The organism is Tepidiphilus sp. J10 (assembly GCF_006980785.1).
GTDB lineage: Bacteria > Pseudomonadota > Gammaproteobacteria > Burkholderiales > Rhodocyclaceae > Tepidiphilus > Tepidiphilus olei.
The window spans coordinates 38,008-63,782 of sequence record NZ_SBHP01000005.1; the positions used below are offsets into that span (position 1 = coordinate 38,008).

General features: G+C 65.3%; 28 protein-coding genes. 13 read left to right on the top strand and 15 right to left on the bottom strand.

Annotated features, from left to right (window positions below):
• Nucleotides 1-17 precede the first annotated feature (17 nt).
• The 3 genes from EPD81_RS07695 to EPD81_RS07705 form a co-directional block, all read right to left on the bottom strand.
• Complete coding sequence (locus tag EPD81_RS07695; RefSeq protein WP_142804873.1) at nt 18-464, bottom strand: DUF4124 domain-containing protein; 447 nt, start codon at nt 462-464, stop codon at nt 18-20.
• Between the two features lie 75 nt (nt 465-539).
• Nucleotides 540-1,925 (bottom strand): type I glutamate--ammonia ligase, encoded by a 1,386-nt coding sequence (glnA, locus tag EPD81_RS07700; protein ID WP_142804874.1) that lies wholly within the window; start codon nt 1,923-1,925, stop codon nt 540-542.
• Between the two features lie 117 nt (nt 1,926-2,042).
• Entirely contained in the window at nt 2,043-3,272 is a 1,230-nt protein-coding gene (locus EPD81_RS07705; protein WP_142804875.1) for a cation diffusion facilitator family transporter, read from the bottom strand.
• A 10-nt stretch (nt 3,273-3,282) separates the two neighbouring features.
• Here EPD81_RS07705 and EPD81_RS07710 point away from each other — a divergent pair, with 10 nt between their 5' ends.
• The 8 genes from EPD81_RS07710 (at nt 3,283) to rfbC (ending at nt 10,419) form a co-directional block, all read left to right on the top strand.
• Nucleotides 3,283-3,735 (top strand): rhodanese-like domain-containing protein, encoded by a 453-nt coding sequence (locus tag EPD81_RS07710; protein ID WP_142804978.1) that lies wholly within the window; start codon nt 3,283-3,285, stop codon nt 3,733-3,735.
• 73 nt (nt 3,736-3,808) lie between these two features.
• Nucleotides 3,809-4,873: a quinolinate synthase NadA gene (gene nadA / locus EPD81_RS07715; protein ID WP_370456500.1), complete on the top strand. Its 1,065-nt coding sequence runs from the start codon at nt 3,809-3,811 to the stop codon at nt 4,871-4,873.
• Complete coding sequence (locus EPD81_RS07720) at nt 4,831-5,721, top strand: endonuclease/exonuclease/phosphatase family protein (protein WP_221929271.1); 891 nt, start codon at nt 4,831-4,833, stop codon at nt 5,719-5,721. The genes nadA and EPD81_RS07720 overlap by 43 nt, the downstream gene beginning before the upstream one ends.
• 27 nt (nt 5,722-5,748) lie before the next feature.
• Nucleotides 5,749-6,933: a cardiolipin synthase ClsB gene (gene clsB / locus EPD81_RS07725; RefSeq protein WP_221929272.1), complete on the top strand. Its 1,185-nt coding sequence runs from the start codon at nt 5,749-5,751 to the stop codon at nt 6,931-6,933.
• 39 nt (nt 6,934-6,972) lie between these two features.
• Nucleotides 6,973-8,049: a dTDP-glucose 4,6-dehydratase gene (gene rfbB / locus EPD81_RS07730; protein ID WP_142804877.1), complete on the top strand. Its 1,077-nt coding sequence runs from the start codon at nt 6,973-6,975 to the stop codon at nt 8,047-8,049.
• Nucleotides 8,046-8,972, top strand: coding sequence for a dTDP-4-dehydrorhamnose reductase (gene rfbD / locus EPD81_RS07735; protein WP_142804878.1), 927 nt, complete (start codon nt 8,046-8,048; stop codon nt 8,970-8,972). The genes rfbB and rfbD overlap by 4 nt, the downstream gene beginning before the upstream one ends.
• The gene (gene rfbA / locus EPD81_RS07740) at nt 8,969-9,868 is read left to right on the top strand and encodes a glucose-1-phosphate thymidylyltransferase RfbA (RefSeq protein ID WP_142804879.1); all 900 of its coding nucleotides are present in this window, start codon (nt 8,969-8,971) and stop codon (nt 9,866-9,868) included. The genes rfbD and rfbA overlap by 4 nt, the downstream gene beginning before the upstream one ends.
• Nucleotides 9,868-10,419 carry a dTDP-4-dehydrorhamnose 3,5-epimerase gene (gene rfbC / locus EPD81_RS07745; RefSeq protein WP_142804981.1) on the top strand — a complete coding sequence of 184 codons (552 nt, stop codon included), beginning with the start codon at nt 9,868-9,870 and terminating at the stop codon, nt 10,417-10,419. Before rfbA ends, rfbC begins: the two co-directional genes overlap by 1 nt.
• A gap of 140 nt (nt 10,420-10,559) precedes the next feature.
• Here the strand turns inward: rfbC and EPD81_RS07750 are convergent, their stop codons facing one another.
• The 10 genes from EPD81_RS07750 to EPD81_RS07795 form a co-directional block, all read right to left on the bottom strand.
• Nucleotides 10,560-11,855: a M23 family metallopeptidase gene (locus tag EPD81_RS07750; RefSeq protein WP_142804880.1), complete on the bottom strand. Its 1,296-nt coding sequence runs from the start codon at nt 11,853-11,855 to the stop codon at nt 10,560-10,562.
• Between the two features lie 96 nt (nt 11,856-11,951).
• Nucleotides 11,952-13,391 carry a D-alanyl-D-alanine carboxypeptidase/D-alanyl-D-alanine-endopeptidase gene (dacB, locus tag EPD81_RS07755; RefSeq protein WP_142804881.1) on the bottom strand — a complete coding sequence of 480 codons (1,440 nt, stop codon included), beginning with the start codon at nt 13,389-13,391 and terminating at the stop codon, nt 11,952-11,954.
• Entirely contained in the window at nt 13,370-14,620 is a 1,251-nt protein-coding gene (gene lysA / locus EPD81_RS07760; RefSeq protein ID WP_142804882.1) for a diaminopimelate decarboxylase, read from the bottom strand. The genes dacB and lysA overlap by 22 nt, the downstream gene beginning before the upstream one ends.
• Nucleotides 14,617-14,721 (bottom strand): lipoprotein, encoded by a 105-nt coding sequence (locus tag EPD81_RS07765; protein ID WP_142804883.1) that lies wholly within the window; start codon nt 14,719-14,721, stop codon nt 14,617-14,619. The genes lysA and EPD81_RS07765 overlap by 4 nt, the downstream gene beginning before the upstream one ends.
• 128 nt (nt 14,722-14,849) lie before the next feature.
• A complete protein-coding gene (gene phaP / locus EPD81_RS07770) occupies nt 14,850-15,452 on the bottom strand; it encodes a TIGR01841 family phasin (protein WP_142804884.1) in 603 nt (200 codons plus the stop codon).
• A gap of 210 nt (nt 15,453-15,662) precedes the next feature.
• On the bottom strand, nt 15,663-16,439 hold the full coding sequence (locus EPD81_RS07775) for an enoyl-CoA hydratase (protein WP_142804885.1): 777 nt from the start codon (nt 16,437-16,439) through the stop codon (nt 15,663-15,665).
• Between the two features lie 29 nt (nt 16,440-16,468).
• The gene (lptA, locus tag EPD81_RS07780) at nt 16,469-17,137 is read right to left on the bottom strand and encodes a lipopolysaccharide transport periplasmic protein LptA (RefSeq protein WP_221928861.1); all 669 of its coding nucleotides are present in this window, start codon (nt 17,135-17,137) and stop codon (nt 16,469-16,471) included.
• Nucleotides 17,134-17,769, bottom strand: coding sequence for an LPS export ABC transporter periplasmic protein LptC (lptC, locus tag EPD81_RS07785; protein ID WP_142804886.1), 636 nt, complete (start codon nt 17,767-17,769; stop codon nt 17,134-17,136). The genes lptA and lptC overlap by 4 nt, the downstream gene beginning before the upstream one ends.
• Entirely contained in the window at nt 17,766-18,293 is a 528-nt protein-coding gene (locus tag EPD81_RS07790; protein WP_142804887.1) for an HAD family hydrolase, read from the bottom strand. Before EPD81_RS07790 ends, lptC begins: the two co-directional genes overlap by 4 nt.
• Nucleotides 18,293-19,285, bottom strand: coding sequence for an SIS domain-containing protein (locus EPD81_RS07795; RefSeq protein ID WP_142804888.1), 993 nt, complete (start codon nt 19,283-19,285; stop codon nt 18,293-18,295). The genes EPD81_RS07790 and EPD81_RS07795 overlap by 1 nt, the downstream gene beginning before the upstream one ends.
• A gap of 213 nt (nt 19,286-19,498) precedes the next feature.
• On the opposite strand from EPD81_RS07795, the gene EPD81_RS07800 reads away from it, so the two are divergent.
• Nucleotides 19,499-21,475 (top strand): monovalent cation:proton antiporter family protein, encoded by a 1,977-nt coding sequence (locus EPD81_RS07800; protein WP_142804889.1) that lies wholly within the window; start codon nt 19,499-19,501, stop codon nt 21,473-21,475.
• Between the two features lie 95 nt (nt 21,476-21,570).
• On the opposite strand, the gene EPD81_RS07805 is transcribed toward EPD81_RS07800, so the two are convergent.
• A complete protein-coding gene (locus EPD81_RS07805) occupies nt 21,571-22,122 on the bottom strand; it encodes a FlgO family outer membrane protein (RefSeq protein WP_142804890.1) in 552 nt (183 codons plus the stop codon).
• A gap of 1 nt (nt 22,123) precedes the next feature.
• Nucleotides 22,124-22,762 carry a FlgO family outer membrane protein gene (locus tag EPD81_RS07810; protein WP_142804891.1) on the bottom strand — a complete coding sequence of 213 codons (639 nt, stop codon included), beginning with the start codon at nt 22,760-22,762 and terminating at the stop codon, nt 22,124-22,126.
• Between the two features lie 134 nt (nt 22,763-22,896).
• Here EPD81_RS07810 and EPD81_RS07815 point away from each other — a divergent pair, with 134 nt between their 5' ends.
• Genes EPD81_RS07815 through EPD81_RS07830 form a run of 4 tightly spaced genes read left to right on the top strand, consistent with a single transcriptional unit; the run spans nt 22,897 to nt 25,760 of the window.
• Nucleotides 22,897-23,724, top strand: a complete 828-nt coding sequence (locus tag EPD81_RS07815; RefSeq protein ID WP_142804892.1) for an ABC transporter ATP-binding protein — start codon at nt 22,897-22,899, stop codon at nt 23,722-23,724.
• A complete protein-coding gene (gene mlaE / locus EPD81_RS07820; protein ID WP_142804893.1) occupies nt 23,721-24,503 on the top strand; it encodes a lipid asymmetry maintenance ABC transporter permease subunit MlaE in 783 nt (260 codons plus the stop codon). The genes EPD81_RS07815 and mlaE overlap by 4 nt, the downstream gene beginning before the upstream one ends.
• A 28-nt stretch (nt 24,504-24,531) precedes the next feature.
• Nucleotides 24,532-25,002, top strand: coding sequence for an outer membrane lipid asymmetry maintenance protein MlaD (gene mlaD / locus EPD81_RS07825; protein ID WP_142804894.1), 471 nt, complete (start codon nt 24,532-24,534; stop codon nt 25,000-25,002).
• Nucleotides 24,999-25,760 carry a VacJ family lipoprotein gene (locus EPD81_RS07830; RefSeq protein ID WP_142804895.1) on the top strand — a complete coding sequence of 254 codons (762 nt, stop codon included), beginning with the start codon at nt 24,999-25,001 and terminating at the stop codon, nt 25,758-25,760. The genes mlaD and EPD81_RS07830 overlap by 4 nt, the downstream gene beginning before the upstream one ends.
• Nucleotides 25,761-25,775 lie beyond the last annotated feature (15 nt).

Here is a 25,775-nt window from a genome sequence, read left to right on the forward strand (position 1 = left end):
CCAAGTGAGCTGAAGACTCAGCGCAGGCGCTGGAGTTCGCGTTCGATCGCTTCGAGGTTGCGCCGCTGGCGTTCGGCTTGGGACTGTAGCTCGGGGAGGAGATCGGGGGCAGCAGACTGCAGTGCGCGCTGGGTCTCTTGTAGGCGCTGGTGCTCGGCGGCTTTCTCCTCTTCGAGGATGCGGCGACGCAGGTCGTCGCGCTGGCGCTGTTCGCCGGGGCTCACGCGGGGAAAACTCGAGGGAGAGGCGGCAGCGGGGGCGGAGGGGGCGGGCCTCGAGTCGAGATAGGGGAGGTCTCGCAGGGCTTCGCAGTGCATCCCTTTGGTGCTGGTACGATCGTTGGTGTAGGTGACGCGTCCGTCGCCGTCGGTGCATTTCCACAACGTGGCCGAGGCAGCCGGTGCGAACAGCACGCCCAGGCTCGAGAGGGCAATGAAAAAGAGGCGGGATGGGAATCCGTTCATGCAGCAAGTATAAAGGAAAAAGGGCGACCCTCGGCCGCCCTTTCGTATCGTTTCCCTCGGGAAGGGAAAAATTGCTCAGAGGCTGTAGTAGAGCTCGAATTCGAGCGGATGGGTGGTCATGCGCAGGCGCTGCACTTCCTCGTTCTTCAGTTCGATGTAGGCATCGATGAAGTCGTTGGAGAACACGCCCCCGCGGGTGAGGAATTCACGGTCGGCATCGAGCGCTTCCAGCGCCTGGTCGAGGCTGTGGCACACGGTCGGGATCTTGGCGTCCTCTTCCGGCGGCAGGTCGTAGAGGTTCTTGTCGGCCGGATCGCCCGGGTGGATCTTGTTTTGCACGCCGTCGAGCCCGGCCATCATCAGCGCGGCGAAGGCGAGATAGGGGTTGGCGAGCGGATCGGGGAAGCGCGCTTCGATGCGCCGTGCCTTGGGATTGGCCACGTAGGGGATGCGGATCGAGGCCGAGCGGTTGCGCGCGGAGTAGGCGAGTTTGGTCGGGGCCTCGAAGTGCGGCACCAGGCGCTTGTAGGAGTTGGTACCGGGGTTGGTGATGGCGTTCAAGGCGCGGGCGTGCTTGATGATGCCGCCGATGTAATAGAGCGCGAATTCGGACAGCCCCGCGTAGCCGTTGCCAGCGAAGAGGTTTTGGCCCGCTTTCCAGATGGATTGGTGAACGTGCATGCCCGAGCCGTTGTCGCCGACGATGGGTTTGGGCATGAAGGTGGCCGTCTTGCCGTACTGGTGCGCCACGTTGTGCACCACGTATTTGAGCGCCTGCGTCCAGTCGGCGCGGCGCGTGAGGGTGCTGAACTTGGTGCCGATCTCGCACTGGCCGGCGTTGGCCACTTCGTGGTGGTGCACTTCGACCGGCACGCCGATCGATTCGAGGGCGAGCACCATGGCGGCGCGTAGGTCGTGCAGGCTATCGACCGGGGGGACGGGGAAGTAGCCGCCCTTGACGCGCGGACGGTGGCCCGTGCCTTCCCACGAGGCTTCGCTGGAAGTGAGTTTTACGGAGCAGCCGGACATGTCGACCGACCATTCGACTGAGTCGAAGATGAAGAATTCGGGTTCGGGGCCGACGTAGATGGTATCGCCCAATCCCGTCGATTTCAGATAGGCTTCGGCGCGCTTGGCGATCGAGCGGGGGTCACGGTCGTAGCCTTTGCCGTCGGCCGGCTCGACCACGTCGCAGGTGATCACCACCGTGGGTTCTTCATAGAAAGGGTCGACGTAGGCGGTTTCCGGGTCGGGGACGAGCAGCATGTCGGAGGCCTGGATGCCTTTCCAGCCGGCGATCGAGGAGCCGTCGAAGGCGTGGCCGCGCTCGAAGATTTCTTCGTCGAAGGCCGACACCGGTACCGTGACGTGGTGCTCTTTGCCGAGGATGTCGGTGAAACGGTAATCCACGAAACGGGCTTCGCTTTCGTGGATGAGCTTGAGGACGTCTTGTGCATTCATCGGGTCGACTCCGGGTCAGGAAAAAATGAATGAGAAAAATAGAGCAATGTTCGTGCCAGGTTTTTGTGTGGCGAGATGGGGCATTTCGTCGGGACGAGTGCAGCCCGGCGGTATCGATCATGCACTGGATTCGTGCGATTCGGCCTTTGGTATGCACTTTTCTGGTGCAATTTCGACGAAGAGTCGGATCGTGGCGAGATCGGGGTGGCGCTGGCGCAGGGATTCGAGCTGTGAAAAAAGCGCCGTTCGATCCGTGGCAAGCAGGAATGGCGCCTGTTCGGCCGGGATCTGTAGGTCGAGATGGGTACGCCCACCCTGGTAGTGCAGGATGATCCAGTCTGGGGTGGCGGCAGCGAAAGCGGGCAGTGCGCGTAGCTCTTGCACCAATTCGGTGCGATCGGTGAGGGCTTGCATCTGCCCGGGCGGACGGGTCATGTCGTTTTCGTGGTCGACGTGGATCAGCGCATCGTCGAGGTGGGGGAAGCGTTCCTTGAGGCGGGCAAATACGAGGTCGGCCACGCGGTGACCTTCGGAGACCGACAGGCGAGGAGCGACCTGGATGTGCGCATCCAAGAGGATGCGGTCGGCCATGCGCCGCGTGCGGATCTGGTGCAGATCTTCGACGCCGGGGGTGGTGCGGATCGCTTCGGCGATGCGGGCGACTTCTTCCGGATCGAGCCCGGTGTCGACGAGCTCGCGCACCGCTCGGTAGGCAAAGCGCACGCCCATGGAGGCGATCATGAAGCCGACGAGCGCGGCGGCCAGGAGTTCGAGAAAACGGTAGCCGGCGAGGCTGCCGCCGATGCCGATCGCCACGACGAGCGAGGAGGCGGCATCCGAGCGGGCGTGCCAGGCGGCGGCCTCCAGCACCTGCGCCTTGAGGGCGCGTCCGCGGCGGCGTAGCCAATGGAACATGCCTTCTTTGGCGAGCAGTGTGATGAGCGCCATGACGAAGGCCGCGGTTTCGATCGGCGGGGCGTGCTCGAGCGTCTGCAGCCGCATGCCCGCCGCCCACAGGAAGCCGCAGCCCACCCCCAGCAGTACGAGCCCGAGAACGAAGCTGGCAAACGTTTCGAAACGCCCGTGTCCGTAGGGATGGTTGTCGTCGGGCGGAGCGCCGCCGCTGCGCCCGGCCCAGCTCACCATGGCGTCGGTGGTGAGGTCGGCGAGGGTATGGATCGCATCGGCCACGAGGCTGAACGCGTTGGCGGCTAGCCCGATGATGATCTGCAATATGGCCAGGATGGCGTTGATGGCCATGGCCGTGAGACTGGCGCGGGCGATGGCGTTGCCGCGCATCCGCGCTGCGTTGGGCAGTGGAGGCGGTATACTAGATTCGGAGCTCATGGAGGACGCCGTGGGAAATCTGCACGATATTCTAGCGCTTGCCGGCGAGCGCGCCGAGCGCTTCGGCCTGCCCTACGCCGGGGCTTTGACGCCCCCCGAGGCGTTTTTGGTGTGGCAAACGGCGCCCGGCGCGGTACTCGTCGATTGCCGTACCCGCGCCGAGTGGGATTGGGTAGGCCGTATTCCCGGTGCCGTGGAGATCGAATGGCTGCACTATCCCGACTTGATGCCGAATCCCGATTTCCTCACCCACCTTCGGGCCCAGGTCGACCCCGAGTCCTTGGTGATGTTCTTGTGTCGCTCGGGTGGCCGTTCCGATCAGGCGGCGCGTGTGGCTACGGCGGCGGGTTTTACTTCGTGTTACAACGTGCTCGAAGGCTTCGAGGGTGCGAAAGACGCCGCCGGGCATCGGGGAACGGTGGGGGGATGGAAGTTTCACGGTCTGCCGTGGGTGCAAAGTTGAATCGATGCCCTTTGGGAGGGAGGAGATGACGACGATTCTCGAGAAAGCCTTGCCGTTCGCGCCCTACGCGGCGATGAGCGACGAGCAGGCGCAGGAGCGCATCCTCGCGGCGCGATCGCGCCTGGGCGAAGAGGCGGTGATTCTGTGCCACCACTACCAGCGCGCCGACGTCTATCGGCACGCCGATCTCACCGGCGATTCGCTCAAGCTCGCCCGGCTCGCCGCGCAGACTTCCTCGCGTTACATCGTTTTCTGCGGCGTGCATTTCATGGCCGAGGTCGCGGATATCCTGTCGCAGCCCGAGCAGGTGGCGATCCTGCCGGATCTGGCCGCCGGTTGTTCCATGGCCGACATGGCCGATCTCGCCAAGGTCACGCGCGCCTGGCGAGAACTGGGCGAGGTGCTCGACGGCGATCCGGCCGAGGTCTATACGCCGGTCACCTACATCAATTCCGCGGCCGATCTCAAGGCCTTCTGCGGCCGCCACGGCGGCATCGTGTGCACCTCGACCAACGCGCCGCACATCATGGAGTGGGCTCTGGCGAGACGCCCCAAGCTCCTCTTCTTCCCCGACCAGCATCTGGGGCGCTGGACCGGCTACAAGCGCGGTATCCCGCTGGAGGACATGCTGGTGTGGGATCCCGATCTGCCTTACGGCGGTTTGACGCCGCAGCAGATTCGGCGGGCCACCATCCTGCTATGGAAAGGGCACTGCTCGGTGCATCAGATGTTTACCAAGGCGCAGATCGATCGCTGGCGGGCCAAGCATCCGCACGGCTACGTCATTTCGCACCCCGAGTGCGCCTTCGAAGTGTGCCTGGCTTCCGACTACGTCGGTTCGACCGAATTCATCCAGAGCACGATCCGCGCCGCCCCGGCGGGCACCGAATGGCTGGTGGGCACCGAGTTCAACCTGGTCAGTCGTCTGGCCGAGGAGATGGCGCCGCAGGGCAAGACGGTGCAATTCATGGGCGGGGTGGTGTGCATGTGTTCGACGATGCAGCGCATCGACCCGCAGCATCTCGCCTGGACGCTCGACAATCTGGTTCAGGGGCGGGTGGTCAATCGCATCGCCGTGCCCGAGGAGACGGCCCGATGGGCGAAAGTGGCGCTGGAGCGGATGCTGGCGGCAACCTGAGCCGGCAGGGGAAAAAGCAGCGACCCTGGTGGCGCCGGCTACGCCCCATGGGTCATCATCTACCTTCCCGCGAGCCGGCGCCCTCGCCGACGGTGTGCCGCCTGCGCATCGTGAGCTACAACATCCACAAAGGTTGGGGTCCTTTCAACCGCCGACTGACCATCGCCGAGATGCGCGAGGCGCTGCATGCGCTCAGCCCCGATCTGGTGCTGCTGCAGGAGGTGCAGGGCGTGCACCTGGGTCATGCGCAGCGCCATCCCCAGTGGCCGGCTCAGCCGCAGTATCAGTTCCTGGCCGATGAACGTCTGCCCGAGCGCATCTACGGCGGCAACCGGTTCCACGAGCTGGGGCATCACGGCAACGCGGTGCTGTCGCGCTTCCCGGTGCAGGACTGGGCCAATCACGACGTCTCGGCGCACCGCTGGGAGAGCCGCGGCATCCTGCATTGCGCCTTCAGCTTGCCCAACGGCGTCGTCTTGCATGTCTTTTGCGTTCATCTCGGGCTGCGGGCCCATTGGCGTCGGCAGCAACTCGAGCGGCTGCGTGAGCTGATCGCCGCCTTGCCCCCGCAGGCGCCGGTCGTCGTGGGCGGGGACTTCAACGACTGGGGTCGAGCGGCGGAAGAGCTCCTCGCTCTGCCCTTGGGCTTGCAAGATGCTTTTACCGCTGCCGGACGCCGCGCGCCGCCGCGAACCTATCCCGCGCGCGGCCTGGCGATCGGCCGGCTCGATCGGCTCTACGTGCGCGGCGGTACGGTGCGTGAAGCGCATGTTCTGCGCGGGCGTCCTTGGTCGCGTCTCTCGGATCATCTTCCCTTGTGGATCGAATTCGACGTGGAGCGGCGATGAGTGCCGGGGGCGCGGGGAGGCTCGGGCGTGCCTCTGGATTTTTTACCCGGTAACCGTCTCCAGTTGCTGGAGAACGGCGCGGAATTCTTCCCGGCGCTGCTGCAGGCGATCGATGCGGCTCGCGAGGAGGTGCGGCTCGAGACCTACATCTTCGAATGTGACGAAATCGGCGAGGCGGTGCTCGCGGCGCTGGTGCGGGCAGTGGCCCGGGGCGTGCGCGCTCATCTCCTGGTCGATGGCTTCGGCAGCCGTGATTTCGTCTTGCAGCGGATGCACGGCGTGGCGGCCGCGGGCGTGGAGGTCGAAGTCTATCGCCCGCTGCGTGGCCCCTGGTTCATCCCCCGGCGCCATCGCCTGCGGCGCCTGCACCGCAAGCTCGTCTGCTGCGACGGACGCGTCGCCTTCGTCGGCGGCATCAACATTATCTCGGATTTCACCCGTCTGCCCGGGCGCCGGACCCGCCAACCGCGGTGGGATTACGCCGTGCGGATCGAGGGGCCGCTCGTGCGTTCGGTGCAACAGGCGATGCGCCGCCTGTGGCGCCTGGTCTACTGGACCAACGTCAAGCGCCGCCCTCCTCCTGAGCCTCGCCTCACGGCAGCCGCGAGGATCGACCCGGCCGGACCCCATCGCGCTGCCCTGGTGCTGCGTGACAACTGGCGCCATCGTCACGACATCGAGCACGCCTATCTGCAGATGCTCGCGCGCGCCCGCGAGGAGGTCTGGATCGCCTGTGCCTACTTCTTTCCCGGCAAACGCTTTCGCCGGGCGCTGGCGGCCTGTACGGCGCGGGGCGTGCGGGTGCGCCTCGTCCTGCAGGGACTGAGCGATCATCCCATCCTGTCGCAGGCCACGCGCGCCCTCTATCCCTGGCTGCTGCGCCATGGCATCGAACTGTGGGAATATCATGCCACCGAGATGCACGCCAAGGTGGCGGTGTTCGACGGTCGTTATTCCACGGTGGGCTCGAGCAACATCGATCCCTTCAGCCTCTTCATGGCGCGCGAGGCCAACGTCTGGGTGGATGACCCGGGGTTCAGCACAGATCTGCGTGCACGGATCGAGCGGCACGTGGCGCAGGGCGCGGTGCGCCTTGACGAAGAGGGGGTCGCGCGGCTGCCCCGCTGGCGCAAGGCATTGAGCTGGGTGGTGCTCGGCTGGGTGCGCCTCATCATCGGTTGGGCGGGCTACACGCGCGACATGGAGGGGTGAAATTGGTATCATCGCGCTTTTCCGCGACCCGTACCGACCATGACGATCCTCGTGACCGGCGGCGCCGGCTTCATCGGCAGCAACTTCGTGCTCGACTGGCTCGCGCGCCATGACGAGCCCCTGGTAAACCTCGACGCCCTCACCTATGCGGGCAATCTGGAGAACCTCGCCTCGCTCGAGGACGATCCGCGCCACGTCTTCGTACACGGCGATATCGCCGATCGGGACCTCGTGCGCTCTCTGCTCGAACGGCACCGGGTGCGCGCCGTGGTGCATTTTGCCGCCGAATCGCACGTCGATCGCTCCATCCATGGGCCCGAGGCTTTCGCGCGCACCAACGTGCTGGGCACCTTGCGGCTGCTGGAGGCGGCGCGGGCCCATTGGGAAGGGCTGCCCGAACCAGAGCGCTCGACCTTTCGCTTCGTCAACGTCTCCACCGACGAAGTCTATGGCTCGCTCGGCCCGGACGATCCGCCCTTCACCGAGACCACGCCCTACGCGCCCAATTCGCCTTACGCGGCGAGCAAGGCCGGGGCGGATCACTTCGTGCGCGCTTTCCATCACACTTATGGTCTGCCGACGATCACCACGAACTGCTCCAACAACTACGGCCCCTATCAGTTCCCGGAAAAGCTCATCCCGCTGTGCCTGACGCGCGCGCTCGCCGGCGAGCCGCTACCCATCTACGGCGACGGGCAGCAGGTGCGCGACTGGCTCTACGTGGGCGATCATACGGCCGCGCTCAGGCGCGTGCTGGAGGCGGGCCGGCCGGGGCAGACCTACAACATCGGCGGCTGGAACGAGCGCACCAATCTCGAGGTGGTGCACACCTTGTGTCGCTGGCTCGATGCGCTTGCGCCGCGCGCCGACGGCCGCTCGTACACCGAGCAGATCACTTTCGTCACCGACCGTCCGGGGCATGACCGGCGCTACGCGATCGATGCGCGCAAAATCGAGCGCGAGCTCGGTTGGCGGCCGGCGGAAACGTTCGATACCGGCATCGAAAAAACGGTGCGCTGGTATCTCACGCATCGCGACTGGGTCGAGCACGTCACTTCCGGCGCGTATCGCGAGTGGCTCTCGCGCCACTACGGCGCCGCTTTGTCGGCGCAATGAGCGAGGCCCCCATCCTCCTGCTGGGCGCGAGCGGTCAGCTCGGCTGGGCACTCGCCCCGCTCCTGGCGCTGCAGGCCCCGCTCGTCGCCCCTTCACGCGCCGAGCTCGATCTCGGCGATGCGGCGGCCCTGCGGGCGCGGCTCGATGCCCTGCGCCCTCAGGGCATCGTCAATGCCGCGGCCTACACCGCGGTGGATCGGGCCGAGACGGAAACGGCGCTCGCCTGGCGGCTCAACGCCGAAATGCCCGGAGAACTCGCCCGCTGGGCCGCGGCGCACGGTGCCTGGCTCATGCACTATTCCACCGACTACGTCTTCGACGGTACGGGGCAGCGCCCTTGGCGCGAGGACGATGTGCCCCGGCCGGTGAACGCTTATGGCCGCAGCAAGCGTGCCGGCGAAGTATTCGTGCTCGAAAGCGGCGCCCGTGCACTCATTCTGCGGGTGAGCTGGCTCTACGGGCTGCACGGAGCCAATTTCCTCAAAACCATGCTGCGCCTGGGCGCGAGCCGACCCGTGGTGCGCGTGGTGGCCGACCAGGTGGGCGCACCCACCGGCACCGGGCTCGTTGCCGCAGTGAGCGCCGAGCTGGTGCGCCGGCTGCGCAGCGCGCCCGATGCCTGCCCCACTGGTCTCTACCACCTCGCGCCTACCGGTGAGGCCAGCTGGTACGACTACGCCGCCTTCGTTTTCGAGCGTGCGCGCGCGGCCGGCTGGCCACTCGTGCTCGAGCGCCTCGAGCCGATCGCCAGCGCCGATTATCCGACCGCGGCCCCGCGCCCGGCCAATTCCCGGCTCGACACCACGCGGCTTGCCACCACCTTCGGCCTGCGGCTGCCGCCCTGGCAGGACGAGGTGGCGCGTACGGTGGCCGTGCTCGCCGAGCCGCTGTCCCTTCTATCCCCATTGATGCAGAAATCATGAATCCGACTTCTTTCCGCAAGGGCCTCATCCTCGCCGGCGGTTCCGGCACCCGGCTCTATCCCTCGACGCTGGCCGTCTCCAAGCAGTTGCTGCCGGTCTACGACAAGCCGATGATCTACTATCCGCTGTCTACCCTGATGCTCGCCGGCATCCGCGACATCCTGGTGATCTCCACGCCCCAGGACACGCCGCGTTTCGCCCAGCTCCTGGGCGATGGCAGCGCTTGGGGGGTGTCCTTGTCCTACGCCGAGCAGCCCTCGCCCGACGGACTCGCGCAGGCGTTTCTCATCGGCGAAACCTTCCTTGCCGGCGCCTCTTCGGCCCTGGTGCTGGGGGACAACCTCTTCTACGGCCACGACCTGCCGCAGCTCCTCGTCGCGGCGGATGCGCGCGAGCAGGGCGCCACCGTCTTCGCCTATCACGTGCAGGATCCGGAGCGCTATGGCGTGGTTGCATTCGACGCCACCGGGCGCGTGGTCGACATCGAGGAGAAGCCCGTCCGCCCCAGATCGAACTACGCCGTCACCGGGCTCTACTTCTACGACGGCAGCGTGGTCGAGCGCGCGCGGGCGCTGCGCCCCTCGGCGCGCGGCGAGCTGGAGATCACCGACCTCAATCGCAGCTACCTGCAGGAAGGGCGACTCGCGGTCGAACTCATGGGGCGCGGCTATGCCTGGTTCGATACCGGCACGCACGATTCGCTGCTCGAGGCCGGGCAGTTCATCGCCACCATCGAACGGCGCCAAGGGCTGAAAATCGCCTGTCTGGAAGAAATCGCCTGGATGCAGGGCTGGATCGACGACGCGGGGCTCCTGCGTCAGGCCGAACGGCTGGGCAAGAGCGGCTACGGACGCTATCTGCGCCAGCTGCTCGAACAGGGGCGGGGGGCGGCATGATGCGTGCAATGGCGCTCGAGATTCCCGAGGTGATCCTGCTCGAGCCGGTGGTGCACGGCGATGCGCGCGGCTATTTCTTCGAAGCCTACAATCGGCGCGCGTTCCTCGCTGCCACGGGGCTCGAGGTCGACTTCGTGCAGGACAATGAATCGCGCTCGCGCCGCGGCGTGCTGCGCGGCCTGCATTATCAGCTGCCGCCGCACGCGCAAGGAAAGCTGGTGCGCTGCACCGAGGGGGCGGTGTTCGACGTGGCCGTCGACCTGCGCCGCAGCTCGCCCACGTTTGGGCGCTGGGTGGCCGCAGAGCTCTCCGACGAGAACAAGCGCCAGCTGTGGATTCCGCCCGGATTCGCCCACGGTTTCCTCGCGCTTTCCGAATACGCGCGGCTTTTCTACAAGACGACCGATTATTACGCGCCCCAGTGCGACCGGTCGCTGCGCTACGACGACCCGACGCTGGCGATCGCCTGGCCGGATCTGGGGATGGAGCCTGTCGTGTCCGACAAGGACCGTGCGGCGCCGTTCTTGGCCACGGCCGAGTGTTTCTGCTAAGAGCGCGGCGAATAGCCTACCCAGAGAAACGCAACGCTGCCCGGATGCCCGCCCGTCCTTGCGACGGGAGAGCAGCCCACCGTGCTTGGGCGCTCGACCTTGGCGCCGCTCGCACGGGCCGCTTCCCGCGCGTTCCCGGTTCAATCGGCTGCGGCGACTTCGACCGGCGTGCGGGTGAGCAGCGCGATTTTTTCCAGCAGCGGTGCCGTTTGTTGACGGAAGCGGGCGAGTTCGCGTTCTGGCAGCGGCTCGGGGGCGGGCAGGGCGATTTTGAGCGGATCCTGCGGTTTGCCGTTGATGCGTACTTCATAGTGCAGGTGCGGGCCGGTGGCCCAACCGGTGGAGCCGACGTAACCGATCACGTCGCCCTGAGAGACGCGCTTGCCCGCCCTGAGACCCGGCGCGAATCCTTTGAGGTGGCCATAGCCGGTGACATAGCCGCTGCGGTGCTCGAGGAGTACGAAGTTGCCGTAGCCGTTCTGCCAGCCGGCGAACTTTACCACGCCGTCGGAGGCGGCCATCACCGGCGTGCCAGGAGGGGCAGCGAAGTCGGTACCGGCATGGTGGCGCCATTCCCGTTTGATGGGATGGAAACGGCCGCCGAAATTCGAACTCACGCGAGTGAAACGCAGGGGGTAGCGCAGAAAACCCGTGCCGAGCACTCGACCGTCCGGGGTGTAGTAGCCGCTTTTGCCGCCGGGAAGGTCGTAGCGCAGCACGACGTGGCGCTTGCCCTGATTGACGAATTCGGCAGCGACGATCTCGCCCGGTTGCGGCAGCCCTTCGGCGTCGAGTTTCGTTTCGTAGATCACGGCGAAAGAATCGCCCACACGCAGGTCGCGTGAGAAATCGATCTGGGTGCCGAAGATCTCGGCGAGCTTGGAGGCGACCGCATCGGGCATGCCGATCTCGGAGGCGGTGGCAAAGAGCGAGTGCGTGATCACCCCCTGGCGTAATTCGAGAAAGGCGGTGCCGTCGTCGTTCTCGGTGCCGACAGGGGCCATGCGAAAGCCGTCGTCGGCTCGGTGGATGGCGACGCGTGCGCCGCTGACGAGTGGCAGGATCAGAGAATCGACCCGACCGTCGGCGCGAAGGCGTACCGTGGCGGTGGAGTGTGCACGGAGTTGCCGCTGGATGGCGCGGACCTCTTCATCGAGCGAGGTATAGTCGAGCAGCCCCTCGTCTTCGGCACCGATGCGCTCGAGGAAAGCGGGCAACGTCTCACCGCGACGAAACGCCTCGCGAATCACGTACGCCTGCGCCGTATCGGTGGTAGCAGGAGGGGTGAGGGTGATCGGGGGGAGGTCGGTGACGAGGGGGGTGCGGGCGTACGGTACCTGGTCGGAGAAAGCGGCCACGGCTAGACCGACGACGGCGGCGCCGTAGAGTGCGAGGGTAGTACGCAGTACGCGGCGACGAAGGGGTGGTCGGTTCATCGAGTGTTTCCTCGGGCACGCAATGGCAGGAAATGGTCGGGATTATGAACCAGCTTTGGCGTAGGTGCAATGCTGGTTCGCCCGACTGAACGGGGATCAGTGCGCCCAAAGCCAATCGAAGAGCGCCGTGAGCGCCTCTCCGGCTTGAGCGGCATTCGCGTGCTCGATGACGGCGGCGATCACGTAAGGCGTCCCGGACTGGCTCTGGGCGAAACCGGCGATCGCGCGCACGTCGCGCAGCGTTCCCGTTTTGACGTGAGCCCACTCGCGGATGGGGGAATCCTTGAAACGGCGCCGGGCCGTGCCATCGACGCCGGCCACCGGCAGCGTGGCGATGAATTCGGCCGCGTAAGGGCGGTTCCAGACCGTTTGCAGCAAGCGGGCGAGGTCGGCGGCGGTGATGCGTTCTTCGCGCGACAGCCCCGCGCCGTTTTCCAACACCACCCCGTGGCGATCGATCCCCGCTTCGGTGAGCAGCGAGCGTACGGCACTCGCACCAGCGGCGACGTGATCCGGCGCTACCGGCATGCGACGCGCGCCGACGAGGGCGAGGAGCTGGCGTGCGATCGGGTTGCTCGACCACTTGTTCATTTGATACGCGATTTCGGTGAGCGTGGGCGAGTCGTCGGTGGCCACGAGCCATTCGCCTCCGGCCGGGGCGGGGGCGTCGGCGGGCAGCAGCCGGCCGCCGAGTTCGAGCCAGATGCCTTCGAGCATGGCCGAGGCGAAACGCTCCGCGGGTAGCGGCGAGAGCCCGAGGAAACGGATGCCGCAGCTTGCCGGATAGCGACCCGCGAGCGTGATCGCCACGCCTTGCGCATCTTCCTGCACGCCCGTCTCGAGGCGTTTGACGACGTCGGCCGGGCAGGCGCCGGTTTCGATCTTCAGGGCGTTACCCACGCTCACGCCGGCAAGCGGCGGATGGAGCGTGGCGAGCACCCGCGCCCCGTCGGACGAGGGCTGTAGCTGCACGATCACCGTGTTGAAATTGACGAGCTCGGCGCTCGCCGGGGTGTTGTAGGGACGATAGCCGTCGCCGTCGAAAGCGAAGGGATCGGTTGGGGGAATGCGCAGCCCGTCGGCCTCCAGTATCAACCTACCCCTGATCGTGTGGATACCGAGGGCACGCGCCGTGCGCAGCAGTTTCCATGCACGCTCGGCAGTGAGATAAGGGTCGCCGTCGCTGCGCAAAACCAGATCACCCACGAGCTCCTGACCGAGCACGCGGCCGCGGGCCACCAAGCGGCTCGTCCAGCGATACTGGGCCCCGAAGGTTTCGTAGGCGGCAAAGGTGGTGACGAGTTTCATCACCGAGGCCGGGTTGCGCGGCACGGTCTCGTTCACCGCCAGCAGCGGCGCACCGCCTTCGAGCGGCTGCACGAGGAGGGAGACGGCCTGCACCGGCACCTGCGCCCGCTCGAGCGCGGCGGCGATCGGCGGGGGCAGGGATTGGGCGCGGACGAGCCCCGCTCCCATCCACAGGAGGAGGGCGAGCAGCAGGCGCATGGCCGAGGTCAGGTTTCTTCTGGCGCCCACAGGCTCTCCATCGATTCGCGCCGGCGGATGAGGCGGTGTGTCGCCCCGTCCACCAGCACTTCGGCCGGCCGCGGCCGGGCGTTGTAGTTCGAGCTCATGGCCATGCCGTAGGCACCGGCCGAGAGTACCGCGAGCAGATCCCCGGGTTCGAGGGCGAGTTCGCGCCCGCGGCCGAGGAAGTCGGACGATTCGCACACCGGCCCCACCACGTCGTAGCGGCGCACCGGCCCCGGTCGCGGCACGACCGGGACGATCTCGTGCCAGGCGTCGTAGAGCGCCGGGCGCATCAGGTCGTTCATGCCGGCATCGACCAGGGCGAAGTCCTGCTCTTCCCCCTGTTTGAGGTATTCGACGCGCGTGAGCAGCAAGCCCGCGTTGCCGACGACGGATCGTCCCGGTTCGAACACCAGTCGTTCGGGGCGGTCGGCAAAGCGATCGGCGAGCGCGCGCAGCACGGCGGGGATGTCGGGCGGGGTCTCGTCGCGGTAACGGATGCCCAGGCCCCCGCCCAGATCGATGTGCCGCAGCCGAATGCCGTCGCGCTCGAGCCGCGCTACCGCGTCTTTCACGCGATCGGCGGCTTCCAACAAGGGAGAAGGGTCGAGCAGCTGCGAGCCGATGTGGCAGGCGATGCCGATGAGCTCGATCTCCGGTGCCGACTTGGCCTGGCGGTAGAGCTCGAGTGCTTCCGCCACGGGGATGCCGAATTTGTTGCGCTTGAGCCCGGTGGAGATGTAGGGATGCGTCTTGGGGTCGACGTCGGGGTTGATGCGCAGGGCCACCGGGGCACGCCGACCCAGTTCGCGGGCGATGTGCGCGATACGGGCGAGTTCCGCCGCCGATTCGACGTTGAACACGCCGATCCCGACTTCCAGCGCGCGGCGGATCTCGGCGGCACCCTTGGCGACGCCGGAGAAGACGATGCGATGCGCTTCGCCGCCCGCGGCGAGCACGCGTTCGAGCTCGCCGCGGGAGACGATGTCGAACCCCGCCCCGCGCGCGACGAGTAGCCGCAGGATCGAAAGATTGCCGTTCGCCTTGACGGCGTAGCAGATCTCGGCGCGTTCGGGCGGCAGCGCCGTGCGATAGCGGTCGAACGCCGATTCGATCGCCGCACGCGAATAGACGTAGCAAGGGGTGCCGTAGGCGGCGGCAATGGCCGTGAGCGGAACGTCTTCGAGGGCGAGTCCTCGTGCCGTGACCCGTAGCGTCGGCATGGGGAAATTCATTTCGATTCCCCCGAGGCAGGAGGTGGGGGCAGGTAGAGCGGTCCTTTCACACCGCAGCCGGCGAGCGCCAATGCGAGGACGAGGGGGAGGAGAAAGCGCATGGTCTGCAGGAAGGAAGTTCGGTCGAAACGCTATCCTAGCAGAGCCGGCGGCAGGGGAAAAGCAAAACGCCCGCGCATGGCGGGCGTTTCACGCAACGCGGTGCCCGGCACCGCGTCCAGTGTGCGACTCAGGCCGCGCTCTGGGTGGTTTTCTTGGCTGCCGTCGCCGCGGGGGCGGCTTTGGTGGCGAGCTGCTGGGAGGCGGACGTCACGGCCTTCACGGTGGCGCTGGTTGCCGCAGTCATGTTGGCCTCGGCGATCTCGGCCACTTGCTTGGCGGCCTTGGCGAGGTTGTCGTAGGCGCTGTTGGCCGCCGCGATGGCGGACTTGGCTGCCGCGATGACCGTCTCGGCGCCGGTGGGCGCAGATTTTGCCATCTTGTCGAGCAGCTCGATCATTTGCCGGTTGGCTTCGGCCAATTGTGTTTCGATGATTTTGGCGATCTCGGTCTGGCTCTGCTGCAGCACTTCGTAGACGTTGCGCTGATAGGCGAGCGTCTTCTCGATCGAGGGGGTGAGGGCTTCTTGCTGCAGCTTGAAGAATTCCTGCGCGTCTTTGGTTTCGGCAACGCGCTTGGCGTGCGCGAGCGACTGCTCGATCGCTTCGCGCAGAGTGTTCATCTGCAGCGCGATGAGCCGCTCGGTCGCGGAGAATCCGGAGCTGGCCACGGCGAGCCACGCATCCGAGAGTTGGCGGCCACGTTGGGTGAGGGTGTCGACGGTGGTGTTCATGGTACGTCCTCCTTGAATGGAAAAGATTGCTGCAATGCAGCAACGATCCCACTATAGTTCAAGGTCGGGGCCTTGTCAAGCGTTTTTGTGCAATGCACAAACTCAATGGAACACAAGGATTTTCCGGGATTTGGATGCAAATGAAGGGGAAAGGTTCTCGTTTGCCGTATCGCGACATGAGCCGCCCCCGTAGGGGCGGCTTTCGAGCGCTCAGCGATGGGTGAATCGTGGGGCGCGTTTCTCGAGGAAAGCGGCCATGCCTTCCTTTTGGTCTTCCAGGGCGAAGCTGGAATGGAACATGCGGCGTTCGAAGAGCAGACCTTCGTTGAGGGGGCTCTCGTAGGCGCGATTGACGCACTCCTTGATCATCATGACGACTGGCAGCGAGTAACTGGCGATGGTCTTGGCCGTCTCGAGGGCGTCTTCGAGCAGCCGCTCGGCCGGGACCACGCGCGCCACCAGGCCGCTGCGCTCGGCTTCTTCGGCGTCCATGAAACGACCGGTGAGGCACAGCTCCATCGCTTTGGCCTTGCCCACGGCGCGCGGCAGGCGCTGGGTGCCGCCGGCGCCGGGCAGGATGCCGAGCTTGACTTCGGGCTGACCGAACTTGGCATTGTCGGCGGCGATGATGAGGTCGCACATCATGGCGAGCTCGCAGCCGCCGCCCAGAGCGAAACCGGCCACCGCGGCGATCACCGGTTTGCGGCAGGTCTTGACGCGTTCCCAGTTGCGCGTGATGTAGTTGCCCTTGTAGGCGTCCATGTAGGAGAAATTGGCCATGGCGGCGATGTCGGCCCCGGCGGCAAAGGCTTTTTCGTTGCCGGTGATGACGATGGCGCCGATTCCTTCGTCGGCCTCGAAGGCATCGAGCGCATGCCCCAGTTCATCGACGAGCGCATCGTTGAGGGCATTGAGCTGCTTGGGGCGGTTGAGCCGGATGAGGCCGACGCGGTCGTGGGTCTCGACGATGATGTTTTGGTAGTCCATGGAATGCTCCTCTCGTGGGTGGAAAAAATTCATTGTTCCTCGGTGTTCTTCGGCTGAATCACGGCACGCACACGGCCCGATGGCGCACTGGAGGTGCCGCCGGCGGTGGTGACGTAGTACTGGTCGGTGTTCTGGTCGTACTCGATGTAGGCGCCACGCACTTCGTCCTGACCCGAGGTGGCGCGGGCCCGACCGATGAGCTTTACTTTGTTGGTGCGCGCGTCGTATTCGAGCCGCTCGGCTTCTCCGGTGACCCATTCGTCGCTGTTGTCGCGTTTCTGCTTGAAGGTGGCGAGCCTGCCGCCTTGGGCGGTGGCCACACCCGTCTTGAAGCCCTGCTCGTCTTGGGTCACCACGACGCGGTCGCCCCGGATTTCCAGCGTGCCCTGCTTCATGAGCACGTTGCCCTCGAAAATATGGATTTTTTGCCGGTCGTCGACGTGGATGCGGTCGGCGTCGATTTCGATGGGTTTTTGTTTGTCGGCCTTTTCCGCATACGCGGGCGCGGCGGCCAAGGCGAGCCACAAGGGCAATAGCAGGGCGCCTAGAAAAACCGTCGTGAGCGGCCGCCGCCCTAGGCGTGAGGCGCTTGGGGTGGGAGTCTCATGAACGTGGGTGTGCTTCAGGGCAGCGCGTAACGCTGCCATGCAGCCGCGCAGCAGCTTGATCGAGGTCTCCGGCTGAAGGATAGGGATCATCGTGATGGACTCCGTCGGGGAGCGGGAGACGCCAGCGGCGGCGATGCGGCGTTCTTGGAGGTGGTCGTGGGGGGTGGTGGCCAGAACACGTGGGCGTTGCCGATGAGCGTGATCTTCGCGAGGTGGTCTTCCGCTTCCATCCGGTCGCCGCTGGCGCGACGCGCACCGCGCGTGATCACGACGGGCAGGTCGGAGCGGGCGCGTCCCTCTTCTGGCCACCAGATGAGCATTTGTCCTTGGTAACGGGTTTCCTCTCCGTCGAGCACTCGGGTGACGAGCACGTCGTCATGAGCATGGATCCGTTGCCCACCGTCGAAGACGTCGGCGCGCTGCGCCTGTCCGGTGAAGTAGACGTCCTCGCGCCGGGATGTGACACGGGGGTGTTCGAGCGCGGTGCGATCGTCGCTCAGGTAGTGCGTGGCGCGCTCGGCGATGAGGCGGTGCATGGGCAGTCCGGCCTCCGAATAGACGTCGATGACCAGGCCGCCGGAGACGAGATCGACTTCGCCGGCGGGTTCGACGGGGGCGGGCTGGGTGAGAAGGTTCACCCGCCGCTCGAGCCAGAAAGAGAATCCGGCAAGCAGCGTGACGAAAAGCAACGGCAGGAGCACGGCGGGGCGAGTAGGGGTCATGGGGTGTGAAGGTAGGGTGCCAGCAGTTCGTCCCAGCGTCCTTGGGCGCGCAGCAGGAAGTCGCACAGTTCGCGCACGGCGCCGGCTCCGCCGGGACGGGAAGCGATCCAGTCGGCGCGCGATTTGACGAGCTCGTGCGCATCGGCCGGCGCCGCGCTGAAACCGCAGGAAAGCATGAGCGGCAGGTCGACGACGTCGTCGCCCATGTAGCCGGCATCTTCGAATCCCAGCCCACGCTCGGCGAGTCGCGCGGCCATCTCGCTGCGTTTGTCTTCGATGCCCATGGCGAGCGGCAGGCCCAGTTCGGCACAGCGCCGTGCCAGGGCGGCAGAGGTTCGGCCGGAAATCACGATCGGTTCGATGCCGGCGCGGGCGAGCAGCTTGAGTCCGTGCCCGTCGAGCGTATGGAACGCTTTGAGGGTGTCGCCCTCGGGGCCGTAGTAAAGGCGCCCGTCGGTGAGCACGCCGTCGACGTCGAAGCCCATCAGGCGTACGCGGGCGGCTTTGGCCGTGGCGGTGGTCATCACAGCACCTTGGCGCGCATGAGGTCGTGCATGTGCAGCGCCCCGACGAGCTGGCCGTCCTCGACCACCAGCATCTGGCTGATGCGCGCATCTTCCATGCGGCGCGCGGCTTCGGCGGCGAGCGCCTCGGGGGAGATGGTCTTGGGCGAGGGGTTCATGCGCTGCGCGAGCGTCTCGCTGCGCAGGTCGGCGCCCTGTTCGATGGTGCGGCGCAGGTCACCGTCGGTGAAGATGCCCAGCGGCCGGTCGTCGGCATCGACCACCGCGACCATGCCCATGCCGCCGCGCGACATGGTGAGCAGCGCTTCGGTGAGGGGAACGTTGGGCGGCGCGGTCGGGACGTCGGGGCGCGGGCGCATGACGTCGGCCACGCGCGTGAGCAGCCGGCGCCCGAGCGCGCCGCCGGGGTGCGAGCGGGCGAAATCCTCCGGACCGAAGCCGCGCGCTTCCAATAGCGCGATCGCGAGCGCGTCGCCCATGGCGAGCGCCGCGGTGGTGCTGGCGGTCGGGGCGATGTTGTGCGGGCAGGCTTCTTCGCGCACGCTCACGTCGAGGTGCACGTCGCTCTGGCGCGCGAGCGGCGAGTCCGGCCGACCGGTGAGGGCGATCAGGGCGGCTCCCTGGCGCTTGATGGCGGGCAGGATCATGAGCACCTCGTCGCTCGCGCCGGAGTAGGAGATGGCGATGACGACGTCGTCGGGAGTGATCATGCCGAGATCGCCGTGCGCGGCCTCTGCGGCATGGACGAAGTAGGCGGGAGTGCCGGTCGAGGCGAGGGTGGCGGCGATCTTGCGTCCGACGTGGCCGGATTTTCCCACCCCGGTGACGATGACCCGGCCGCGCGCGCCGAGAATCGTTCGTACCGCGTCGACGAAGGTCGGGTCGAGCCGCTCGGCCAGGGCGTGCAGTGCCTGCGCTTCGATGGTGAGCGTGCGCCGTCCGCTGGCGAGCATGCGGTCGGTGTCGAGGGGAAGAACCGTCTGCGGCTGCATTTACGCTTCGTTTATACTTGAAAAGCCCAGTATAACAAATACGGGCACCTCGAATGACCTCGCTGCGCGGCTGGAAGGTAGCGTTCTGCGGTGCTCGGATGTCCGCATATCCACTCGATATGTGTCGCATCCGGCGCACCGGATGCCTTGCCTCGCAGCCGCCCGCGGCGCTTTTTCGCGGTGTCCAGACGAATCCCGTCTCGGGGGAGCGGAATGCATGAAGTCTTGATCACGATTCTGATACTTTTGGCCGCCTCGCTTTTTGCGGTGGCCTTGTTCAAAGAGATGGGGTTGCCCTCTCTGATGGGCTATCTCTTGGTGGGAGTGGCCATCGGGCCGCATGCCTTGGGTTTGATGCCGCAGGATGGGCCGACGGCCTGGCTCGCCGAATTTGGTGTGGTTTTTTTGATGTTCTCCATCGGCTTGGAGTTCTCGCTCACCCGCCTCAATGCGATGCGCCGCATCGTGCTCGGTTTGGGGGCGCTACAGGTGGTCGTCACGCATATCGTGCTCACCGCCTTGTTTTGGCTCTTGGGTCTGTCGCTCTTGCCGGCCTGGGCCCTGGCCGGTGCGCTCACCATGTCTTCGACGGCCATCCTCTCGAAACTCCTCGTCGAGCGGCGCGAACTGGAAAAACCTCACGGAAGGGAGACCATTGGCGTCCTGTTGTTCCAGGATCTGGCCGTGGTGCCCTTGCTCATCCTGGTGCCGGCGTTCGCTTCCTCGCAGGGCGACCAATGGATGGGGGCGCTGGCTTTGGCAATGTCAAAGACCGTGGCGGCACTCGTCTTGGTCTTGCGCTATGGGCAGCCTCTGATGAGCCGTTGGTTCGACTGGGTAGCGAAACGGCGCTCGCCCGAGCTTTTCATGATCAACGTGCTGTTGGTCACCCTGGGCATGGCCGCTTTGTCCGAGGCGTTTGGCCTGTCGTTGGCGCTGGGGGCTTTCTTGGCGGGCATGCTGATTTCCGAGACTGCCTATCGTTATCAGGTGGAAGAGGACATCAAGCCGTTTCGCGACGTGCTCTTGGGCTTGTTTTTCATCACGGTGGGGATGTTCCTCGACATCGGCGAAGTGACGCGTCACTTCATCTACGTGGCGGGCTTGCTGGTCTTGGTCCTGGCGATCAAATTCACGGTGGTGTTCGTCGGTTCGAGGATGATGGGCTCGAAGGCGCCGGTGGCGATGCGCTCGGCGTTGTGGTTGTGCACCGGCGGGGAGTTCGGTTTCGTGTTGCTGGCGCAGAGCGCGGGATTGGAGATCTTGCCGTCGTTCTGGCTACAGACGGGTGCGGCGGCGCTGGTCTTGTCGATGTTGCTCGCGCCGCTCATCGTCGCGGCGTCGGACCGTCTGGTGTTGCGCTTCGTCGCCTCGGAGTGGATGACCCGTGCGATGGAGCTCACGGCGATCGCAGCGCAGACCATCAAGGTGAAACAACACGTGTTGATCCTGGGCTATGGCCGCACGGGGCAGTATCTGGCGCGCCTGCTGGAGCACGAATCGGTGCCGGCCGTGGCGCTCGATCTCGATCCCGAGCGGGTGACCGAGGCTACGGCCGCGGGTGAAAACGTACTCTATGGCGATGCGAGTCGGCGCGAGACCCTGATCGCGGCCGGCTTGCTGCGCGCCCGCGCAGTGGTGATTTCTTTTGCTGATCTGCAGGCATCCCTGCGCGTGTTGTCGGTACTGCGCGAACTGCGCCCCGACGTGCCGGTCGTGGTGCGCGCGCGCGCCGAGAGCGATATCGACTGGCTGACCGCGGCCGGCGCCACGGCGGTGATCTCCGAGGCGATCGAAGTTAGCCTGATGCTGGCCACGCACACCTTGGCGCTCATCGGTACTCCCCTGAGCCGCGTGGCGCGGCGCATCCGCGAGATTCGCGCCCAGCGGTACGCGCTGCTGCGCGGCTATTTCGCTGGCAGTTCGGACGAGCGGGGATCCGAAGGACTGGAAGGGGAGATTCGCCTGCATTCGGTATTGCTGCCCGAGGAGGCTTGGGCAGTGGGGCGGCATCTCGGTGAGCTGGGTTTGAAGGAGTGTGGCGTCGAGGTCGCGGCAGTCCGTCGGCGCGGCATACGGGCGCAGTCACCGGAACCGGGATTGATCCTGCGCCCCGGCGACGTGGTGATCCTGCGAGGGGAGCAGAAGGCGCTCGAGCGCGGGGAGGCGATCCTGCTGCAGGGGCCGTGAGGCAAAATCCCCGACTTCCCCGGCGGTACGCTCTTGCTTCGCGTACGAGAACCCTGCGCGACGGTTCCGCTGTACGCCGATCGATTCCCGGCTGCTCAATCGGCCACGGTGGTGCGCAAATCCAGCCGGCCGTTGCTGGGGGGAGGTTCGCCGTCGAGGCAGTGCTCGGGGATTTGCCCGGTGCTCGCGGCGCGCACGGTGCCGTCGGTCGGATCGATTCGCCGTGCGCCCAGCGACACCCAGCCTGCGCTGCGCCGATAGGTGCCGACCACGACCTCGCGTTCGCTGACCAGATCTCGTCGGATCCGTTCGGCGTCGCGCGTGAGCAGCCGAAATCCGTCTTCGTCCAGAATGAAATGGTCGCCCACTTCCACGTGACGAACCGGTGCGTTACAGCGCTGGCTCCAGGCCAGCCGGAAGGATTCTCCCAGGGCCTTACCATACGGGTCGGTGGTATAGCGGTCGACCTCGACGAAGTCGGTGATGACGATGTTTTGGCTTCCCGGGCAGATTTGCGCCACCATGCGAAAGAGCTCGTCTTGGAGGATCTCGTGGCACGACGGGCTCAGGAGGGTGGGGGCGCTACAGGCCGAGAGCAATGCTGCGGCCGACAAAGCTGCAGCCGCGGCTGGGATACGGGTGATCATTTCATTTGCCGCGGATGATACGCATGGGTTTGAGCTGATCGCCGTCGACGAGCAGTCGGGCGACGAACTCGTCGATCGGCAGGCTGATCTGGCCGGAACTCACGACCACGCCCGTATTGATGTCTATGATGCGGGCGTTCACGAAGACTTCGTTGCCGGCGATCGAATAAGTGCCGGCGAGCACCCCGGCGACCAGGTATTGGTATTCGAGCAGTTTTGGGTCGCGGGTGAGGACGAATTCTCCCGTGGGATTGACGGCCACCGCTTTGCTCAGGCGGATGTCGTAGACGTTCCAGCGTCGTATCTGCAATTCGTGAACCAAATTCTCGGTGACGAGGCGTCCCAGTGGAGAGGTGTCGTCGAGATCGTCGAGATTGACGAAGGTGCTGGCGAGCACGGCCGGAAGCAGGGCTTTGTGTCGAGTATTACGATCGAGCTGCTCGGCGAGTTGAGCGATGGCTGCGCTGAATCCCGCCGCCCTGCTGGGCTCGGCGAGCGTCAGGCTCCCCGATGCAACGGGCGTGCTCCGGCTTTCGGCATCGGAAGGCTGAGCGCCTATGGTCTGGGTGCAGCCAGCTAGGGCGAACAAGGCGCCACACAACAGGGGGGCACCGTGGACGAGAAGGCGATTGTTCTTCATGGTCGTGCTCCTGGCTTTCCAGGGATATCGGCGAGCGTGACGTAAACTTTAATGATTTACCAGGGGCTACGGAGTCCTTTTGTGGGGCACGGGGTTTCGTGTATCATTGACGACACCCGAGGTGAGAGTGAGCCGTGACGACCCATCCTGACATCGCTGAACCCGTGGTTGAACTGCGTGGCGTCGACGCCGGTTACGGCGAGCGCCTGATCTTGTCGGGCATCGATTTTTCGGTGCGCCGCGGGCAACTCGTGGCCGTCATGGGCGGCAGCGGCTCGGGCAAGACCACCTTGCTGCGCCTCGTCTCCGGTCAGCTGCGCGCGCGCAAGGGAAGCGTGCGCGTCTTCGGCGAATCCCTGGAGAAGATTTCCGAAAAAGAGCTCTACGCTCTGCGTCGGCGCATGGGGATGCTCTTCCAGTTCGGTGCGCTCTTCACCGATCTGTCGGTATTCGACAACGTCGCCTTCCCCTTGCGCGAGCACACCGACTTGCCCGAATCGATGATCCGCGACCTCGTCCTCCTGAAGCTCAACGCCGTGGGTCTGCGGGGAGCCGCCACGCTCATGCCCAGTGAGCTCTCCGGTGGTATGGCGCGGCGCGTGGCGCTCGCCCGTTCGGTGGCGCTCGATCCGGAACTCATCATGTACGACGAGCCCTTCGCCGGGCTCGATCCGATCTCGCTGGGGGTGATCGGTCAGGCGATCCGCAAGCTCAACGATGCGCTCGGTGCTGCGTCCATCCTGGTGACCCACGACGTGGTAGAGTCGCTTTCCATCGTCGATTACGTCTATCTCGTCTCCGAAGGGAAAATCGTGGCCCAAGGTACGCCCGATGAGATTCGCGCTTCTACCGATCCCTTCGTGCACCAGTTCATCCATGCCGAAGCCGACGGGCCCGTTCCGTTCCATTATCCCGCGCCTCCTCTCGCAGAGAGCCTGTTGGAATCGGAGGTGGCACGATGATCCGGTTGCTGCGCGCCCTGGGGCGGCTCACGGTCGATGGAGTTTGGCAGGTCGGGTTCGCAACCCGCTTCCTCTTCGTGATGCTGCGCCACTCGGGGCCGTCGTTTGCGCGTTTTTCGCTCACCATCCGCGAGCTCTATTTCTCCGGCGTGCTCTCGCTCGTCATCATCGTGGTCTCGGGCGCCTTCGTCGGCATGGTACTGGGGCTGCAGGGCTACGATACCTTGCAGCGCTTCGGCTCGGAGTCGGCGCTCGGCAGCATCGTGGCGCTGTCGCTGCTGCGCGAGCTCGGGCCGGTAGTGGCGGCACTGCTGTTTGCCAGCCGCGCCGGTTCGGCGGTCACCGCCGAGATCGGGCTCATGAAGGCCACCGAGCAGCTCACGGCCATGGACATGATGGCCGTCAACCCCATCGCCCGGGTGGTGGCTCCCCGCTTCTGGGGCGGGGTGCTGTCGATGCCGCTGCTTGCAGCCATCTTCAGTACCGTCGGGGTCATCGGCGGCTGGTTCATCGGCGTGGTCGTGATCGGGGTGGACAACGGCACGTTCTGGTCGCAGATGGCCAATTCCGTCGACTTCCGGGAAGACGTGATGAATGGGGTCGTCAAGAGCTTCGTGTTCGGTTGGGCGGTGAGCCTGATCGCGGTCTTCCAAGGTTATGATTGCACGCCGACGGCCGAGGGCGTGTCGCGGGCGATCACGAAGACGGTGGTCTATTCGTCTCTGACGGTGTTGGCGTTGGATTTCATTCTGACTTCTTTCATGTATATCGGAAAATGACGTACGGGTTATTTTCCCGGGAGTGACGATGAATCGTGCGATGCTGGATCTGTGGGTCGGTGCCTTCGTGGCGCTGGGGTTCGCGGCGTTGATGTTTTTGGCGATGCAAGTGGCCGATGTCTCTTCCGAAGGAACGCGAGGCGCCACCATCACCCTCTATGCTCGTTTCGACGATATCGGCGGGCTCAAGGTCAAGGCGCCGGTCAAGAGCGCCGGAGTGGTGGTGGGGCGGGTCACTGCGATCCGTTTCGATCCCAACGTGTACCAGGCGGAGGTGGAAATGCGGGTTTCCGCCGCCTATCCTTTTCCCAAGGATACGATCGCTGCCATCTTGACCTCCGGTCTCCTGGGTGAGCAGTATATCGGGCTGGCAGCCGGCGCCGACGTCGAAATGCTCGAAGACGGAGATCGCATCCAGATGACGCAGTCGGCGCTCGTATTGGAGAAGCTGATCGGTCAATTCCTGTTCAGCCAGGCAGCTGATGGCGGCAGCAAATGAGCATGAAGGGGAGCAAAGTGTACAAGTACAAGAAAACGATCGCGGTGCTGGCTACCGGCATGGTTTTATCGGGTTGCGCGACCAGCCAACCCTCCCACCCCAAGGATCCATTCGAAGGCTTCAACCGGGCGATGTTCCAGATCAACGATGCCCTCGATACGGTCGTCTTGCGCCCGGCGGCGGTGGTCTACGACAACGTCTTGCCTTCCCCGGTGAAAACGGGGGTGAGCAACTTTTTCAGCAATCTGGGAGACTTGAGAAATGCAGCCAACAATTTGCTGCAAGGCAAGGTCGAGGCGGCATTCGGTGATCTCTTCCGTTTCGCGCTGAACTCGACCTGGGGCTTGCTCGGGGTGCTCGACATCGCCTCCGAGGCCGGCATCCCCAAACATAACGAAGATTTCGGCCAGACCCTCGCCGTGTGGGGGGTGGGCGATGGCCCTTACTTGGTGCTGCCGCTCCTGGGTGGGCGCAACATACGCGATACCGCCGCGTTGCCGGTCGATTACTACAGTCATCCGACGACCTACGTCGAGGGCGATGCGGCCAAGTATTCCTTCAAGGCGGCCGAGATCGTGGTCAAGCGGGCCGAGTTGTTGCCGGCCGATCGGGCCATCGAAGGACGGATGATTGACAAGTACGCCTATATGCGAGACGCCTACTTCCAGAGGCGTAACTACTTGATCCACGATGGAAATCCTCCGATCGAGTACGAAGATTTCAATGGCAATGGAATTGATGGCGACTCGGGTCGCTAGAACGTGAGGAAGAAC